A 16,589-nucleotide genomic window follows, 5' to 3' on the forward strand; every position below is an offset into this window, starting at 1 on the left:
CGTCAGCCGCGGGCGCCCAGCAGGTGCTCGGTCGCGAGCTGCTGCAGGCGCACGAAGCCGCCGCCCTTGCCGCCCATGTAGGCATCGGTGTCGAAGTCCTCGTAGGCCGAGCGGTCGGCGAGGAACTGCTCGTACGTCTCGCCGTCATTGAGGGTCGGCACCGACAGCTCGGGGACCTTGGCTGCGGCGAGCGCCTCCTGCACCTCGGGGTCGGCGCGGAAGGCCGCGGCACGCTCCTTCAGGAGCAGGTAGGTGCGCATGTTGGCCGCGGCCGACTCCCACACGCCCTTCTCGTCCTCGGTGCGGCTGGGCTTGTAGTCGAAGTGACGGGGGCCGTCGTACGCCGGAACACCGCCGGGTCCGCCGTTCTCGAGCAGGTCGACGAGCGCGAACGCGTTGTGCAGGTCGCCGTGTCCGAACACGAGGTCCTGGTCGTACTTGATGCCGCGCTGGCCGTTGAGGTCGATGTGGAAGAGCTTGCCGTGGTACAGCGCCTGGGCGATGCCGGCGGCGAAGTTCAGGCCCGCCATCTGCTCGTGCCCGACCTCGGGGTTCAGGCCCACGAGCTCGGGACGCTCGAGCGAGTCGATGAAGGCGATCGCGTGGCCCAGCGTCGGCAGCAGAATGTCGCCGCGGGGCTCGTTCGGCTTCGGCTCGATGGCGAACTTGATGTCGTAGCCCTTGTCGGTGACGTAGTCGCCGAGCAGGTTGACGGCCTCGCGGTAACGTTCGAGGGCGGCGCGGATGTCCTTCGCGCTGTCGTACTCGGCGCCCTCACGGCCGCCCCACATCACGAAGGTCTTGGCGCCGAGTTCCGCGCCCAGGTCGAGCTGGCGGAACACTTTGCGCAGCGCGTAGCGGCGCACGTCGCGGTCGTTGGCGGTGAAGCCGCCGTCCTTGAAGACGGGGGCCGAGAAGAGGTTCGTGGTGACCATCGGGATGATCAGCCCGGTGTCGGCGAGTGCGCCTTTGAGGCGATCGATCTGCTTCTGACGCTCGGCATCGGTGGAGCCGAAGGCGAACAGGTCGTCGTCGTGGAAGGTGAGGCCGTAGGCGCCGAGCTCTGCGAGCTTCTCGACGGCGTGGACGACATCGAGGGCGGGACGGGTGGGCCCCCCGAACGGGTCGGTGCCGTTGTATCCGATGGTCCAGAGGCCGAACGAGAACTTGTCGGCGGGAGTGGGGGCGGGCATGACGCTCCTTCGCGATGCGAGGCGGATATGTTGTTATTCGCAACTTACTACACTGGAGCCATGGACGCCATCGGCATGCGGCAGCGCAACCTCTCCCGCATCCTTCAACTCGTGCACCGCGAGGGCGCCCTCTCGCGCGCCGCCCTCACCGAGGCGACAGGACTCAACCGCTCGACGGTCGCGGCCCTCGTCGCCGAACTCGCGGCGCAGCAGCTCGTCGCAGAGAAAGCACCCGACCCCGCGAGGCGGGCGGGGCGCCCCTCCCCGATCGTGGCCCCACAGTCCCGGACGGTCGCGATCGCGGTCAACCCGGAAGTCGATGCGGTCACCCTCGCTGCGGTCGGGCTCGACCTCTCGATCCCCGTCCGCGCTCGCGTCACGATGCCCGAAGCCCCCACGCCCGCCGAGACTGCGACGCTCGTGGCCGAGCACATCGACCGTTGGCGGCGCGCGGAGCTCGCCGCTCATCGCATCGTGGGCATCGGACTCGCCGTTCCGGGACTCGTCCGCACCGGCGACGGCCTCGTGCGCGACGCCCCTCACCTCGGGTGGCGGGACGTTCCCCTGGCCGAGCTCATCCGGGAAGCGACGGGTCTCCCCACCGCCATCGGCAACGACGCGAGCCTCGGTGTGCTCGCCGAGCACCTGTTCGGCGCCGCGCGCGGCACGGCCGACGTCGTGTACCTCAACGGCGGCGCGAGCGGCATCGGCGGCGGCGTGATCGTCGCGGGCAACCCGCTGGCCGGCACCGGCGGGTACGCGGGCGAGTTCGGGCAGAACCGACCGGGGATCGAGGAGACGGCGGATCGGCGGGTACCCGGCGGCGTCCTGGAGGACGAGGTCAACCGCTCGCTCCTGCTCGCCGCCCTCGGGCTGACGGATGCCGACGACGCACAGCTCACGGATGCGGTCGCCGCCGCATCCGGAGACGCCCGCGCCGAGATCGAGCGGCAGCAGCGCATCCTCGCGACGGCGCTGGCGAACGCGGTGAACGTCCTCAACCCGAGCGTCGTCGTGCTCGGCGGGTTCCTCGCGGCGCTGTGCGCGAGCGATCTGGGCGCACTCGGCGAAGCGGTGCGCGCCCAGGCGATGCCCGCATGCGCCGAGACCCTCCAGCTGCGCCTCGCCTCGCTCGCCGAGGACCGTCTGCTCATCGGGGCCGGCGAACTCGCCTTCGCCGATCTCCTCGCCGACCCTTCGGAGTTCAGCCCGCGCTGAGCGTGAAACGTGTGATGCGCGCCTGGCCAGACCCGACCGCCACCGGCCCCACCCAGGCACCGATGAACCCGCGCGGCGGCCGGGGGGCCAGCACGTCGAGCTCGCAGAAGGCCAGTTCCTCCTCGCCCACGAAGAGCCGCGCCGTGAGATCCCGGATGCGGAGGGTGAGCTCGAGTTCGTCACCGACGGCGTCGCGTCCGAGCGACAACCGCCCGATCTCCGCTCCGGCCAGCACCGCGATCGCCTCACCGGCGCCTGTGACCGACACCTCCAGCTGCTGAGCATCGGAGACCCGCAGCAGGATGCCCGCGCGGAACGCGTCATCTCCCGAGGTGATCCGTACGCGCAGCGACGCCTCGCTGTTCTCGTCGGGCAGACGCCGACCGAGGAACGAGACCCCCGCCGTCTTCGACGGCTCGGCACCACCGGGAAGCAGCAGGCCGTCGTCACCCCAGCTCGCGATCTCCTCCGGCAGTCGCCCGGCGCCGTTCCACTCGAGGTCGAGGCGCTCGGCGGTGAAGTGCTCCTCGACGCGGGTCGACTGCGGCCGTTGATCCGGCACGCCCTCCGCCGTCACGACCTCCTCGACTCGCCCGACGCCCGGCGCGAACAACGGACGGCCGTCGGCCCACGAGACCGGCACGAGGGAGGTCCGACGGCCGAGGATCCCCCGTCGCCCCTCGACGGGGTGCAGCGCCAGCACCGTCGCCCAGCTGCGCCCGCCGGCATCGTCCACCAGGTCGGCGTGCCCCACGGCGACGATCGGCGCCACGGGGCCGAGATCGCGGTGCGAGAGGCGGGGATTTCCCGCATCCCCCGCGTACGGACCCTCGATGCGATCGGCGTAGGCGACGCACACCGCGTGCTCGAGGTCGGTGCCGCCCTCGGCGACCAGCAGCATCCAGCCGCCATCCGGATGCGGCAGCAGGTGCGGCCCCTCGGCCCAGACCGCCCCGACGGCGGCTCCCGTCCAGATCACGACGGGTGCGCTGCGCAGCGCCCCCGAGGCGAGGTCGAGCTCGGCCACCCACACCTCGGTGCGCCCGGGCCAGTAGCCCTCGACGGCCTCCCTCGTGCCGCAGAGCCAGACGCGATCGCCGTCGACCGTGATCGAGGGGTCGAATCCGCCGACACCATCGATCCACACCGGGTCTGACCATGGGCCCTCCGGAGCGTCGGCCGTGACCAGGAAGTGGCCGGTCCGCCCGGCCCAGTCGCCGTCCTCGGGCCCGACGACCGTGCACACCACGACGAGCCGCCCGTTCACCTCGCGCACCGTCGGCGCGTACGTGCCGGAGGACGAGGTGAGTCCGGCAAGGTCGATCTGCCCGGGCCGATGCAGCACGTGCCCCGCGAGCGTCCAGTTCACGAGGTCGTCCGAGACGTGGACGGGCAGTCCGGGCAAGTACTCGAAGCTCGAGGTCACGAGGACGTAGCGGTCGCCGAAGCGACAGATGCTGGGGTCCGGATGGCAGCCCGGCAGGATGGGATTGCGGTAACGACCCATGAATGCTCCTTCGCGTGTTGGTCGGGTGCCGCCCGGTGCGGGCGGTGGTCTCAGCGCTGGGCGCGCGGCGGGGCGGTGGTGGCGCGCGGGACGAGCCGGGTCGCGAGCCGGACGTGCGTCGCATCGAGCTCTTCGCCGTTCATGAGGGCGAGGACCATGGTCGCGGCGGCGGCGCCGAGTCGTTGCATGGGCTGGCGCACGGTCGACAGCGGCAGGGCCGCGCGGGCGGCCTCGGGGACGTCGTCGAACCCGATGACCGACAGGTCCTCCGGCACCGAGAGTCCCAGCTCGTGCGCGACGTCGATGATCGAGAGCGCGGAGAGGTCGTTGGCGGCGAAGATCGCCGTGGGACGGTGCGGCGACGAGAGCATCTGCACGGCGGCCTCGCGAGCGATGTCACCGTGATATCGGCCGACGCCGACGAGATTCGGATCGAAGGGGATGCCGGCCTCGGAGAGCGCGACCCGGTAGCCCGCGTCTCGCGCGGCGGAAGAGCGCAGGTCCGGGCGGCCCGCGATGAAGCCGATGCGGCGGTGCCCGAGTTCGACGAGATGGCGAACCGCCTGCTGCGCGCCGGTGAAGCTGTCGGACTCGACCGTCGGGAGGTCGGCACGGCCGGTGTGCGGGTCGACGGCGACGATCGGCACGTCCGAAGCGACGTTCACGATCGTGGGGGTCACCATGATGGCCCCGTCGATGAGCGTTCCGCTGAGCCGGCTCAGGGAGCGGCGCTCCCATCCCGTCCCCTCCTGGTGCGAGCCGCTGTAGGCCAGGACATCGTGACCGGAGTCGGCCAGCGCGCTTCCCACGCCCTTGAGCACCTCCGCGGAGAAGGGCTCGAAATCGGCGACGAGAACGCCGATCACGCCCGTCCGCCGCGAGCGCATGCTCGAGGCGACAAGGCTGGACTCGTACCCCAGCTCATCGACAGCCGACAGCACGCGTGCGACCGTCTCCTCCGCCACGCCGTACCGGCCGTTGACGGCTTTCGAGACGGTCGCGACGGACACGCCGGCGGCGGCGGCGACGTCGTGAATCGTGACCCTTCGGACCATGACGCCTCAGCGTAGACCACCGGAAAAGGTTTTCGAAAACGTTTGACACCCCTTCGGGCCCTTGTCACACTGACACCGCTCGAACCCTTCGAGCCCCCGCACGACGCCACGTCGAGGCAGCGACGCCACGGATGCTCGTGCCCACAGCAGCACCTCGAGGTGCGACTCGATGAAGAGAAAAGGTGGATCACATGAGAACCAAGAAGTTGCTGGTCGGTGCTGCTGCACTGGCCATGAGCGCCCTGGCGCTCGCTGGCTGCAGCGGCGGCGGCGACTCCGGCGAGAACGGCGGCGATGTCACGCTGACCTTCTGGCACAACTCGACCACGGGTGATGGCAAGCAGTACTGGGTCGACACGGCCGCCGCCTTCGAGAAGGCCAACCCCGGCGTCAAGATCGAGATCCAGTCGATCCAGAACGAGGAGATGGACGGCAAGCTCCAGACCGCCCTGAACTCCGGCGACGCGCCCGACATCTTCATGGCCCGCGGCGGCGGCAAGCTCGCCGACGTCGTGAAGGCAGGACAGGCCATGGACCTCACCGACGGCCTCTCGCAGGCGACGAAGGACGCGATGGGCGGCTCGCTCTCCGCCTTCGCGATCGACGGCAAGAACTACGGCGTTCCGACCGCCGTCCTGCCCTCCGGCATCTACTACGCGTCCGACCTGTTCACCCAGGCCGGCGTCACCGAGACCCCCACCACGATCGACGAGCTCGAGGCGGCCAACGAGAAGCTCCGTGCGGCGGGCATCGACCCGATCGCCGTCGGCGCGAAGGACGCATGGCCCGCCGCGCACTGGTACTACAACTTCGCCCTGCGCGCCTGCTCGAAGGATGCCCTCGACAAGGCGGCCTCCGACCGGTCCTTCGACGACCCGTGCTGGCTGGAGGCGGGCGAGAACCTCGAGGCCTTCATCAAGACGAACCCCTTCAACGACGGCTTCCTCACCACGACCGCACAGCAGGGCGCCGGCTCGTCGGCCGGCCTGCTCGCCAACCACCAGGCCGCGATGGAGCTCATGGGCGCCTGGGACCCGGGCGTGATCGCCTCGCTGACGCCGAACGAGGAGCCTCTCGCCGACCTCAAGTGGTTCCCCTTCCCCGAGATCTCGGGCGGTAAGGGCGAGGCGGGCGCCATGATGGGCGGCGTCGACGGCTTCAGCTGCTGGGTCAACGCTCCCAAGCAGTGCGTCGACTTCCTGAACTTCATCGCCGAGAAGGAGAACCAGGAGGGCTACGCGAAGGCGTTCCAGACCCTTCCGGCATCCACCGAGGCGCAGAGCGTGGTGACCGACCCCGCTCTGGTCGACATCCTCAAGAGCTACAACAACGCCCCCTACGTGGTCGTGTGGCTCGACACCCTGTACGGCCAGAACGTGGGCAACGCGCTGAACGTCGCCGTCGTCGACCTGTTCGCGGGCAAGGGCACGCCGCAGGACATCGTCGACGCCGTCAACGCCGCGGCCGCGAAGTCCTGAGAGGTCGATGACGATGGCTTCCGTTCGCGAACACGCGAGTACCGTCGCTGACGCGGCGGACAGCCTTCCGCCGGCGGGCGGTGCCGCATCCGCGGCATCGCCCGCCCGGCCCCGCCGACGCGGGGGCAGGTGGCGCCTGCGCGCCGAGCTGCTCCTGCTCCTCGGCCCCGCCCTGATCGTCTTCGTCTCGTTCGTGATCTTCCCGGTCGCGATGGCGGCGTTCTACGGCTTCTTCAGCTGGTCGGGCTACGGCGCCCCCACCGACTTCGTCGGCATCCGCAACTACGTCACGATCCTCACCGACCCGGCCTTCCACGAGGCCCTGGGACACAACGGCTTCATCGTCGTCATGTCGCTCGTGATGCAGGGACCGCTCGCTCTCGGGCTCGCACTGCTGCTCAACCGCAAGATGCGGTTCCAGTCCCTCATCCGGGTACTGATCTTCGTGCCGTACGTCATCTCCGAGGTCGTCGTCGGCCTCGGCTGGGGACTGCTCCTGCAGTCGAACGGCGCACTGAACGGGCTGCTCGAGAAGATCGGCCTCGGCGCTCTCGCGAACGACTGGATCTCGAATCCCTCTCTCGCGATCTGGACGCTCATGGTCATCATCACGTGGAAGTACGTCGGTTTCGCCGTCATCCTCTTCCTCGCCGGCCTCCAGGGCATCCCGGAGGAGCTGTCGGAGGCGGCCGCGATCGACGGCGCATCGTACTGGCAGATCCAGCGACACATCGTCCTGCCGCTCATGGGACCGACGATCCGCATCTGGGCGTTCCTGTCGGTGATCGGATCACTCCAGCTGTTCGATCTCGTGTGGATCGTGTGGGGTCAGTACGTCGCCTCGACGGCGGGCACCTCGACGATGGCCACCTACATGGTCGCCAACGGGCGCAATGCCGGAAGCTACGGCTACGGCAGTGCGGTCGCGGTGGTCATGTTCCTCATCTCGCTGGCGGTCGCACTGCTCTACCAGCGCTTCGTCCTGCGCCGCGACACCGCCGGCGCCATCACGGGAGGTGCCCGATGACCGCCACCGCTGCCGTCGTGACCCCGGGCCGGCGCACCCCGACCCGCCGACACTCGAGCGGCCTTCCCGGCCAGCGGAAGTCGTCCAACCTCGCCGTCTACTTCATCGCCCTCGTGCTCGTCGCCCTGATGCTGGCGCCCGTCGCGTACGTCATCTTCGGCGGGTTCCGCACGAACTCCGAGATCACCCTCGACCCGTCCGGCCTTCCGACGACGTGGAACTGGGAGAACTACGTCAACGTGCTGGTCAGCGGCGTCTTCTGGCGCCAGGTGGGCAACTCGCTCATCGCCGCCGTCGCCACGACGCTGTTCGTGGTCGTCCTGGGTCTCATGGCCGCCTTCGCGCTGGCGCGGTACAACTTCCGCGGACGCGGTGCGTTCTATGCGCTGTTCACCGCGGGCCTGATGTTCCCGATGACGGTCGCGATCACGCCGCTGTACATCCTGGTGCGCGACCTCGGCCTCATGAACTCCCTGGCGGGCGTCATCGTGCCGCAGATCGCCTTCGGCCTCCCCATGACGATCATCATCCTCGTCCCCTTCCTCGCCGCGATCCCCCATGAGCTCCAGGAGGCCGCATCCATCGACGGATGCTCGCGCCTCGGCTTCTTCTGGCGGATGGTCGTCCCGCTCGCGGTGCCCGGCATCATCACCGTCGGCATCCTCGTCTTCGTCCAGAGTTGGAACTCCTACATGCTCCCGCTGTTCATCCTCAACAACGAGGCGTCGTTCACGCTGCCGCTGGGCACGCAGGCGTTCGCGTCGCAGTACTCGGTCGACACGGCCAAGGTGCTCGCGTTCACGTCGCTCTCGATGATCCCCGCCCTCGTGTTCTTCAGCCTCTTCGAGCGCCGCATCGTGGGCGGTCTGACCGGGGCGGTGAAGGGCTGATGTCGCTCGAACAGGATGCGGCAGTGTCCGCCACGGCCCCCAGCTCCCGCGTCGTCGACCTGCTCGCGCAGATGACCCTCGAGGAGAAGCTCGCTCAGCTCGTCGGATTCTGGATCGACCAGGGCGACGAGGTCGTGGCGCCGATGGCCGGCGAGATGGCCGGCTCCACGCGATACGCGGATGCGTCGGTACACGGCATCGGCCACCTGACCCGCGTCTACGGCACGCGTCCGGTCGACCCGGTCGAGCGTGCCCAGTGGCTGTGGTCGGAGCAGCGCCGGCTGCGGGAGCAGACGCGGCTGGGCATCCCCGCGATCGTGCACGAGGAGTGCCTCACGGGCCTGGCCGCGTGGAAGGCGGCGACGTTCCCGACCCCGCTCGCCTGGGGTGCGGCGTTCGATCCCGAACTCGTGGCCGAAGTAGGTGAAGCGATCGGCGACTCGATGCGCGAACTCGGCATCCACCAGGGTCTGGCCCCCGTGCTCGACGTCATCCGCGACCCGCGCTGGGGACGCGTCGACGAGTGCATCGGCGAGGACCCCTACCTCGTCGGAACCGTCGGCACCGCCTACGTGCGGGGCCTGCAGGATGCGGGGGTGCACGCGACACTCAAGCACTTCGTCGGCTACTCGGGGTCGCAGGCGGGCCGCAACCACGCACCCGTGCACGCCGGCCGGCGCGAGCTGCAGGACGTCTTCCTGCCGCCGTTCGAGATGGCCGTCCGCGACGGAGGCGCCCGCAGCGTCATGAACTCCTACGCCGACATCGACGGCGTCCCGGTGGCCGCATCCGGCGAACTGCTGACGGGGCTGCTCCGCGAGGAGTGGGGCTTCGACGGCGTCGTCGTCTCGGACTACTTCTCCGTCGCGTTCCTCGAGACGATGCACAAGATCGCCGCGGACCGCGGCGAGGCGGCGGCACTCGCGCTCGCGGCGGGCATCGACGTGGAGCTTCCCACCGGCGACGCGTACGCCGAGCCCCTCGCCCAGCGCGTCCGCGAGGGCGCGGTGCCCATCGCCGACATCGACCGCGCCGTGCTGCGCGTGCTCACCCAGAAGGAGGAGCTCGGCCTGCTCGATGCCACCTTCGAGGAGCCGGCGCCCGCATCCGTCGACCTCGACACCCCTCGCCACCGCGAGCTCGCACGCCGCCTGGCCGACGAGTCGATCGTGCTGCTCTCCAACGACGGCGTCCTGCCGCTGGCCGAGCCCGCGCGCATCGCGCTGATCGGGCCGAACGCGGATGCGGCCTCGGCACTGATGGGCTGCTACTCGTTCGTCAACCACGTGCTGGCGCACCATCCCGGCGTTCCGATGGGGTTCGAGATCCCGTCGCTGCGGGAGGGCCTGATCGCGCGCTACCCCGACGTGTCGTTCGACATCGCCGAGGGGTGTGCCGTCGAGGGCGAGGACCGCTCCGGCTTCACCGCGGCGATCGATGCCGCCCGCGGCGCCGAGGTGGCGATCGTCGCGGTGGGCGACCGCGCCGGGCTGTTCGGCCGGGGAACCGTCGGCGAGGGCAACGACGTGGAGTCGCTCGAGCTGCCCGGCGTGCAGCGGGAGCTGGTCGAGCGCATCGTCGCCACCGGCACGCCCGTCGTCCTGGTGGTGCTGTCGGGCCGCCCCTACGCGATCGACTGGGCCCTCGAGGGCGAGACCGCGCCGGCCGCGGTGCTGCAGTCATTCTTCCCCGGCGAGGAGGGTGCCACTGCCTTGGCATCCCTTCTCGCCGGGGATTCGGTACCGTCGGGGCGGCTGCCCGTCTCCCTCCCGCGGTCGGCGGGGGCGCAGCCGTACAGCTACCTGCATCCGCTGCTGGGCGCGGCGAACGAGATCACGAGTGCGGACAGCACCCCGGTGCGCCCGTTCGGATTCGGCCTCTCCTATACGCGATTCGCACACAGCGACCTCGAGGTGGATGCCGATGCGAGCACCGCGGGCGGCTTCACGGCACGCGTCGTGGTCGAGAACGTCGGCGACCGATCCGGCGTCGACGTGGTGCAGCTGTACACGCACGACCCGGTCGCGTCGGTGACCCGTCCGGTCGCGCAGCTCGTGGGCTACGCCCGCGTCGAGCTCGCCGCCGGCGAGCGGGTCACGGTGGAGTTCGCCGTTCCTGCCGCGCGGCTCGCATTCTCCGACCGCGGCTATCGCCGGGTGGTGGAACCCGGCGCCCTCGAGGTCTGGGTCGGGCCGTCCTGCGACGAGCGCGAGACGGCAGCCGAGACCACTCTTGCGGGAGGGGTGCACGAGATCACGGCGCGCGACGAGCGACTCACGGTGGTGAGCATCACGTCGTAGGCGCCGAGCGGGACGGGCCGGCGCGCGCTGGGGGGACAGATCGCGCGCCGGCCTCTTCGCGCCTTCCGCCCTCGCGACCCCGGTCGTTCAGCGAGCCCAGCCCCGCCCCGGTCGTTGAGCGAGCGCAGCGAGACGAAACGCCGCACCCCGCCGCATCCGCCACACATCTGCGCGACAGCCACAGACAGTCACTGTCCCATCCGCGCAGAACTGGCGCATCTGCGCACATGCGACGCAACTCGGGCAGAGGAGGAGGGCGACCGTCCGACGGGTGCAGTTTGCGCGGGGGCGGGAGTATCGTCGGGCGCAACGAAAGGCGCCGACATGACTGCTGAACCCGCCCCGTCCTTCGACATCGCCGATCTGCAGAGCAAGGCACGCGACCACCTCTGGATGCACTTCGCGCGGCAGTCCACGATGGACTCGCCCGACGGCGTGCCCATCATCGTCCGCGGCGAGGGTCATCACATCTGGGATGCGGCGGGCCGCCGCTACATCGACGGACTCGCCGGCCTGTTCGTCGTCAACGCGGGTCACGGCCGCCGCCGCCTCGCCCAGGCGGCCGCTCGGCAGGCCGAGCAGCTCGCCTTCTTCCCGATCTGGTCGTACACGCATCCGGCCGCGATCGAGCTCGCCGACCGACTGGCCGATCTCGCCCCCGGCGATCTGAATCACGTCTTCTTCTCCACGGGCGGCGGCGAGGCCGTCGAGACCGCATTCAAGCTCGCCAAGAACTACTGGAAGCTCGTCGGCAAGCCGGGAAAGCACAAGGTGATCTCCCGCGCCATCGCCTATCACGGCACCCCGCAGGGAGCGCTCGCGATCACGGGGCTTCCGGGCATGAAGCAGATGTTCGAGCCGCTCACGCCGGGCGGCTTCCGTGTTCCGAACACGAACTTCTACCGTGCCGCCGAGATGGGCTTCAGCGCTACCTCGGAAGAGGAGTTCGGCCGGTGGGCCGCGGACCGCATCGAGGAGATGATCCTCTTCGAGGGTCCCGACACGGTCGCCGCCGTCTTCCTCGAACCGGTGCAGAACTCCGGCGGATGCTTCCCTCCCCCACCCGGCTACTTCGCGCGGGTGCGGGAGATCTGCGATAGACACGACGTCCTGCTGGTCAGCGACGAGGTCATCTGCGCCTTCGGCCGCGTCGGAGAGTACTTCGCCGCCGACGCCTTCGGCTATCAGCCCGACATGATCACCTTCGCGAAGGCGGTCACCAGCGGCTACTCCCCACTCGGCGGCACGATCGTCAGCGACCGCATCTACGAACCCTTCGCGACCGGGACGACGAGCTTCGCGCACGGCTACACCTTCGCGGGGCACCCTGTCTCGGCCGCGGTCGCCCTGGAGAACCTCGACATCTTCGAGGAGGAGCAGCTCAACGCGCACGTCCGCGAGAACTCTCCCCTGTTCCGTGCGGCTCTCGAACGGCTGACCGATCTGCCGATCGTGGGCGACGTCAGAGGCGCCGGATACTTCTTCGGTATCGAGCTCGTCAAGGACAAGGCGACGAAGCAGACGTTCGACGAGGCCGAGTCCGAGCGCTTGCTGCGGGGTTTCCTCTCCAAGGCGCTCTACGACGCGGGACTCTACTGCCGCGCGGACGACCGAGGGGATCCCGTCATCCAGCTCGCACCGCCGCTCACGATCGGGCCGGCGGAGTTCGACGAGATCGAGCAGATCCTGCGCGGTGTGCTCACCGAGGCCTGGCTGCGCCTCTGACACGCCGTCGGCACAGAGACGATTCGGGGGATCATGTCGCATACCAGTGTCTTCGCCGCTCCGTTCGCGCGGTCGGCGGATCGTGACTTCGTGGTGCGCTGCGTGCTCGGTCTCGCGCCGTCCGGCGGCGCGGACATCGGCGAGGTCCTCGCGGCCGTCGGCGAGGTGAAGCCGAAGGATGCGGCCGCATGGCGTTCGGCGTGGCAGACGCTCGGCGAGCGCGTCGCACGACAGGCGGCGGATGCGGCGGCCGGCGGGCGTTCCGACACGGCGCGCTGGGCGTCGCTGCGCGCGGCGAACTATCTGGCGGTCGCGGTGGACGCCGCATCCGCCGCCGACGATACCGACCGGGCGGGGGCGCTGTTCGCCGCGCATCGCGCCGCGTGGGATGCGTTCGCCGCGGGCGCGGGCGTGCGGGTGAGCCGGATCGATGTGCCGCTCGACGGCACCTTGATGCCCGGCTACCTCTTCCACGCGGATGCGGCGGGTCCTCGCCCGACCATCGCCTTCGTCAACGGCAGCGACGGCTCGATCAGCTCGCTCTGGGGCACGGGCGTCGCCGCTGCCCTGGCACGGGGCTTCCACGCGTACGTCTTCGACGGGCCCGGCCAGCAGTCGATGCTCTTCCAGCACCACGTGCCGTTCCGCGCAGACTGGGAGAACGTGCTGACCCCTGTCCTCGACGAGCTCGTGAGCCACCGCTACGTCGACGAGCACCGCGTCGTCGTCTGGGGCATCAGTCAGGCGGGTTACTGGGTGCCGCGGGCGCTCTCCGGCGAGCATCGCTTCGCGGCCGCCGTCGTCGATCCCGGCGTCGTCGACGTATCGACGTCGTGGACGGATCACCTGCCGGCGTCGCTCGGCCGGCTCCTCGACGAGGGGAAGGATGCGCAATTCGATCGCGACATGGCCCTCGGGATGCGATTCTCCCCCGATCTTTCGGCGACGTGGGCGTTCCGCTCCCGGCCGGTGGGTGTCAGCGGGTACGCCGCGGTGATCCGCCGCATCCGGGAGTTCGCGTTGACGGATGCCCAGTCGGCGCGCATCGACACACCACTGCTGATCACCTCCCCCGAGGGCGAGCAGTTCTGGCCGGGGCAGTCGGAGCGACTCGCCGCCATGACGCCGGACGTCTCGCACCTGGTGCGCTTCACCGCCGCCGAAGGAGCGGACGGCCACTGCGAGCCGTTGGCGAGGACGCTCGTGCACGAGCGCGTGCTGGACTGGGTCAGCGCGACGATCCAGGTCTGACAGGCCCGTCCGTTCGCGGCATCAGTTCGCCGTCCACGACGTCGATGCCGGGCACGCTGTCGAACAGCGCGCCCGCCTCGGGCGAATCGGGCTGGGCGTTCTCGTCGCGGGGGCGCATGGGCCTCACCTCCTGCGGGAGACAAGCCTGCCTCATCCGCGGGACGAACCCGGATGCTCTTGACAGCTCGAGCCGGGCGCCGTAGAACTTCTCAGCCGTGTTCGACGGGCTCGTCGGCCGGTTCCGGCACGATCGAGAGGCCATGCGGCCCGGATGCGGCGAGCATGAGGTCTTCGACCCACGCGCGGTTGATCTTCGGCTGACGCGAACCGTAGAAGTGGAACTGCATCGGCACCGACGGGTGCACCCAGAAGCTGCGGCGGCCGCTGCCGTCGCCCACCTCGACGTCGAACATGAAGGGCTCGCCGCGGCGCAGCTTGTTCATCACGACGATGCGCAGATGCGCGAGAGTCCTGTCCTCGATCTCGACGGCGTTCGAGGCGGTGTCGTAAATGAATCGGCCCATGGTGCGAGCATAACCAGCACGTCCCGGATGGCGTGACCTCCCGTTGCGGGCGGGTCGGGATTAGGGTGTGCGCATGGGAACCATCTACTACGGCGGCGGGAGCACGCCGATCCACATCGAGGATCGTGCTCTCGCGCATCTCAAGGTCGTCATCGCGACCAAGCTCCGCCGCGGTGAGAGTTTCACCCTGTCATGGCGGCACCCCGACGACCAGCCGCGCGGCCGGAGCACGCTCTGGCTGCATCCGTCGATCCCGCTGCGCTTCGTCTTCGACGACCCGGAACCGGCCATGCTCAGTCGCGAATGGGTGGAAGAGCTGGCGAACTCGGCCAACTCGTCGGGCGGCATCATGCTCGTCGCCGAGCACTTCGACTCCCACCCCGCGCCGACGGCATCCTGACTCAGGCGGTCGGGGTGAGCGGGCCCCAGTGCCCCGGCGCGGGAAGGTCCGCGTAGCGCACGTCCGCGCCGCCGACTCCCCCGACGCTCGCCACGCACACGAGCAACGACAGCGTCGGGATGCCGAGGTGTCGGTGATCGCGGATAAGCGCACGATCATCGGTCGCCTCCAGCTCAGCGCTCCGCTCGATGACCTCCAGCCAGGTGCGCCACCACTCGTCACCCGACCCCTCCTCGGCCAGCGCGGCGAACTGCGGCAGCCAGTGGGTGATGCGCGCCGTGCGCGGATCGTCGAGGTCGTCGTGGGCGATCATGTGCGTGCCGGGGCTCAGCACGCTCTCGCGCAGCGCCTCACCGTCCCACGAGATCACCCGGGCGCCGGCTGGTGAGACGTCGAGCAGGTTGAAGCCGCGCGTCGGCGGCGTTCCCTCGGGCGCCCGGCCCGCCACCGCCTCCAGCGGCAGCACGCCGCGAGAGATGACCGCGTCATCCGCGAGAGGTGAGGTGTCGGCGCGATTCAGCAGCACCGCCAGCCGGGATGCGGCGGGGTCGGCCGCGAGCCACGCGCCGCCGGCTCGCACGTCGTGCACCCCGATGACGCCCGGGTAGGCGTCCGGCCACCAGGGGCCCAGCCGGTTCCACGGACGATTCGGGTCCTCGTCGCGGATGGCCACGATCCGTGTGGGCTCGCTGGCCTCTTCGGGCACGCGGACGATCACGGTGCACATCGGCGGAACGGTCTCCTTCGCGCGGCGGGACCGGATGCGACAATCGAGACATGTTCGTCGTCGTCGCAGTCACGGGCGGCATCGCCGCATACAAGACGGTACATCTGGTGCGCGACCTCGTTCGCGCCGGCCACGAGGTTCACGTCGTGCCCACGGCCGATGCCCTCCGGTTCGTGGGCCTGCCGACCTGGGAGGCGCTCAGCCGCAACCCGGTCACCACCTCGGTTCACGACGACGTCGCGCGCGTGCGCCACGTCTCCCTCGGACAGCAGGCGGATCTCGTCATCGTCGCCCCCGCCACCGCGAACACGATCGCCAAGATGGCGGCCGGCATCGCCGACGACCTGCTCGGCACGACGCTGCTCGCCACGACCGCACCGGTCGTCATCGCCCCGGCGATGCACACCGAGATGTGGCGCCACCCCGCGACGACCGCGAACATGGCGACCCTGCGCAGCCGCGGCGTGATCGTCGTCGGCCCCGACGACGGTCTGCTCACCGGCGGCGACAGCGGACCCGGCCGAATGAGCGAACCGGCGGACATCCTGCGCGCAGCCCTCGGCCTCGTGTCCGCCCCCGACCTCGAAGGACTACGGGTGCTCGTGAGCGCGGGCGGCACGCGCGAGCCACTCGACCCGGTGCGCTTCATCGGCAACCGCTCGAGCGGGCGGCAAGGCATCGCCCTCGCCCTGGCCGCCGCCGACCGCGGAGCCGAGGTCGATCTCGTCGCCGCACATGTGGAGGCCGCTGTGCTCGCCTCGGCCGCCTCCCACCCCCGCATCCACATCTCGCACGTGGGCACGACCGCCGAGCTGCAGGATGCGGTCGTGGCGGCCGCATCCGTCGCGGATGTCGTCGTGATGGCCGCCGCGGTGTCGGACTACCGCGTGAGCGAGGTCGCCGACACGAAGCTCACGAAGGAGGGCGGCGACGGCACGCTGACGCTGCGGCTCGTCGAGAACCCCGACGTGCTGGCGGGGCTCGCCCGCACCCGCCGCCCCGGGCAGACCATCGTCGGGTTCGCCGCCGAGACCGCATCCGGCGACGACCTGCGCGAGCGCGGGCGCCGCAAGCGCGAGCGCAAGGGCGCCGACCTGCTCGTCGTCAACCGTGTCGGCTGGAGCGAGGGGTTCGAGTCCGAGGAGAACGCCGCGCTGCTGCTGACCGAGGAGGCGGAGACCGAGACCTCCGGCTCGAAGCGCGAGGTCGCCGATGCCGTCTGGGATGCGGTGCTCGGCCTGCGCTGATCAGAGCGCAGGCCTCTCGTCTGTCGCCTGCCGCATCCGGAGGCTCG

General features: G+C 70.2%; 15 protein-coding genes. 9 read left to right on the forward strand and 6 right to left on the reverse strand.

The window, feature by feature from the left end:
• Positions 1–2: 2 nt before the first annotated feature.
• Positions 3–1,193, reverse strand: a complete 1,191-nt coding sequence (gene xylA / locus ACYVJS_RS05540; RefSeq protein WP_460738498.1) for a xylose isomerase — start codon at positions 1,191–1,193, stop codon at positions 3–5.
• Between the two features lie 60 nt (positions 1,194–1,253).
• Between xylA and ACYVJS_RS05545 the strand changes: the two genes are divergently transcribed.
• The gene (locus ACYVJS_RS05545) at positions 1,254–2,411 is read left to right on the forward strand and encodes an ROK family protein (RefSeq protein ID WP_460738500.1); all 1,158 of its coding nucleotides are present in this window, start codon (positions 1,254–1,256) and stop codon (positions 2,409–2,411) included.
• Here the strand turns inward: ACYVJS_RS05545 and ACYVJS_RS05550 are convergent.
• Entirely contained in the window at positions 2,398–3,918 is a 1,521-nt protein-coding gene (locus ACYVJS_RS05550) for a glycoside hydrolase family 43 protein (RefSeq protein WP_460738502.1), read from the reverse strand. The genes ACYVJS_RS05545 and ACYVJS_RS05550 overlap by 14 nt on opposite strands.
• A 50-nt stretch (positions 3,919–3,968) precedes the next feature.
• Positions 3,969–4,973 (reverse strand): LacI family DNA-binding transcriptional regulator, encoded by a 1,005-nt coding sequence (locus ACYVJS_RS05555; RefSeq protein ID WP_460738504.1) that lies wholly within the window; start codon positions 4,971–4,973, stop codon positions 3,969–3,971.
• Between the two features lie 191 nt (positions 4,974–5,164).
• Here ACYVJS_RS05555 and ACYVJS_RS05560 point away from each other — a divergent pair, with 191 nt between their 5' ends.
• The 6 genes from ACYVJS_RS05560 (at position 5,165) to ACYVJS_RS05585 (ending at position 13,644) form a co-directional block, all read left to right on the forward strand.
• On the forward strand, positions 5,165–6,451 hold the full coding sequence (locus ACYVJS_RS05560) for an extracellular solute-binding protein (protein WP_460738506.1): 1,287 nt from the start codon (positions 5,165–5,167) through the stop codon (positions 6,449–6,451).
• A 13-nt stretch (positions 6,452–6,464) separates the two neighbouring features.
• Positions 6,465–7,478, forward strand: a complete 1,014-nt coding sequence (locus ACYVJS_RS05565) for a carbohydrate ABC transporter permease (protein WP_460738508.1) — start codon at positions 6,465–6,467, stop codon at positions 7,476–7,478.
• Positions 7,475–8,368: a carbohydrate ABC transporter permease gene (locus ACYVJS_RS05570; RefSeq protein ID WP_460738510.1), complete on the forward strand. Its 894-nt coding sequence runs from the start codon at positions 7,475–7,477 to the stop codon at positions 8,366–8,368. The genes ACYVJS_RS05565 and ACYVJS_RS05570 overlap by 4 nt, the downstream gene beginning before the upstream one ends.
• Positions 8,368–10,668 (forward strand): beta-xylosidase/alpha-l-arabinosidase, encoded by a 2,301-nt coding sequence (locus ACYVJS_RS05575; protein ID WP_460738512.1) that lies wholly within the window; start codon positions 8,368–8,370, stop codon positions 10,666–10,668. Before ACYVJS_RS05570 ends, ACYVJS_RS05575 begins: the two co-directional genes overlap by 1 nt.
• Positions 10,669–10,992: 324 nt before the next feature.
• On the forward strand, positions 10,993–12,393 hold the full coding sequence (locus ACYVJS_RS05580) for an aspartate aminotransferase family protein (protein WP_460738514.1): 1,401 nt from the start codon (positions 10,993–10,995) through the stop codon (positions 12,391–12,393).
• A 33-nt stretch (positions 12,394–12,426) separates the two neighbouring features.
• A complete protein-coding gene (locus ACYVJS_RS05585; protein ID WP_460738516.1) occupies positions 12,427–13,644 on the forward strand; it encodes an alpha/beta hydrolase family protein in 1,218 nt (405 codons plus the stop codon).
• Here ACYVJS_RS05585 and ACYVJS_RS05590 read toward each other — a convergent pair.
• Together ACYVJS_RS05590 and ACYVJS_RS05595 are read right to left on the reverse strand one after the other, a co-directional pair.
• Positions 13,622–13,762: a hypothetical protein gene (locus ACYVJS_RS05590; RefSeq protein WP_460738518.1), complete on the reverse strand. Its 141-nt coding sequence runs from the start codon at positions 13,760–13,762 to the stop codon at positions 13,622–13,624. The two genes, ACYVJS_RS05585 and ACYVJS_RS05590, sit on opposite strands and share 23 nt — an antisense overlap.
• 91 nt (positions 13,763–13,853) lie before the next feature.
• Entirely contained in the window at positions 13,854–14,168 is a 315-nt protein-coding gene (locus ACYVJS_RS05595; protein WP_309734854.1) for a DUF7882 family protein, read from the reverse strand.
• 73 nt (positions 14,169–14,241) lie between these two features.
• On the opposite strand from ACYVJS_RS05595, the gene ACYVJS_RS05600 reads away from it, so the two are divergent.
• On the forward strand, positions 14,242–14,568 hold the full coding sequence (locus ACYVJS_RS05600; protein WP_243231181.1) for a DUF7882 family protein: 327 nt from the start codon (positions 14,242–14,244) through the stop codon (positions 14,566–14,568).
• 1 nt (position 14,569) lies between these two features.
• Here ACYVJS_RS05600 and ACYVJS_RS05605 read toward each other — a convergent pair whose 3' ends face one another.
• Entirely contained in the window at positions 14,570–15,295 is a 726-nt protein-coding gene (locus ACYVJS_RS05605; RefSeq protein WP_460738521.1) for an NRDE family protein, read from the reverse strand.
• Positions 15,296–15,345: 50 nt separating this feature from the next.
• On the opposite strand from ACYVJS_RS05605, the gene coaBC reads away from it, so the two are divergent.
• Positions 15,346–16,542, forward strand: coding sequence for a bifunctional phosphopantothenoylcysteine decarboxylase/phosphopantothenate--cysteine ligase CoaBC (coaBC, locus tag ACYVJS_RS05610; RefSeq protein ID WP_460738523.1), 1,197 nt, complete (start codon positions 15,346–15,348; stop codon positions 16,540–16,542).
• The last annotated feature ends 47 nt before the right edge of the window (positions 16,543–16,589 follow it).

It is taken from the genome of Microbacterium neimengense (genome assembly GCF_054782995.1).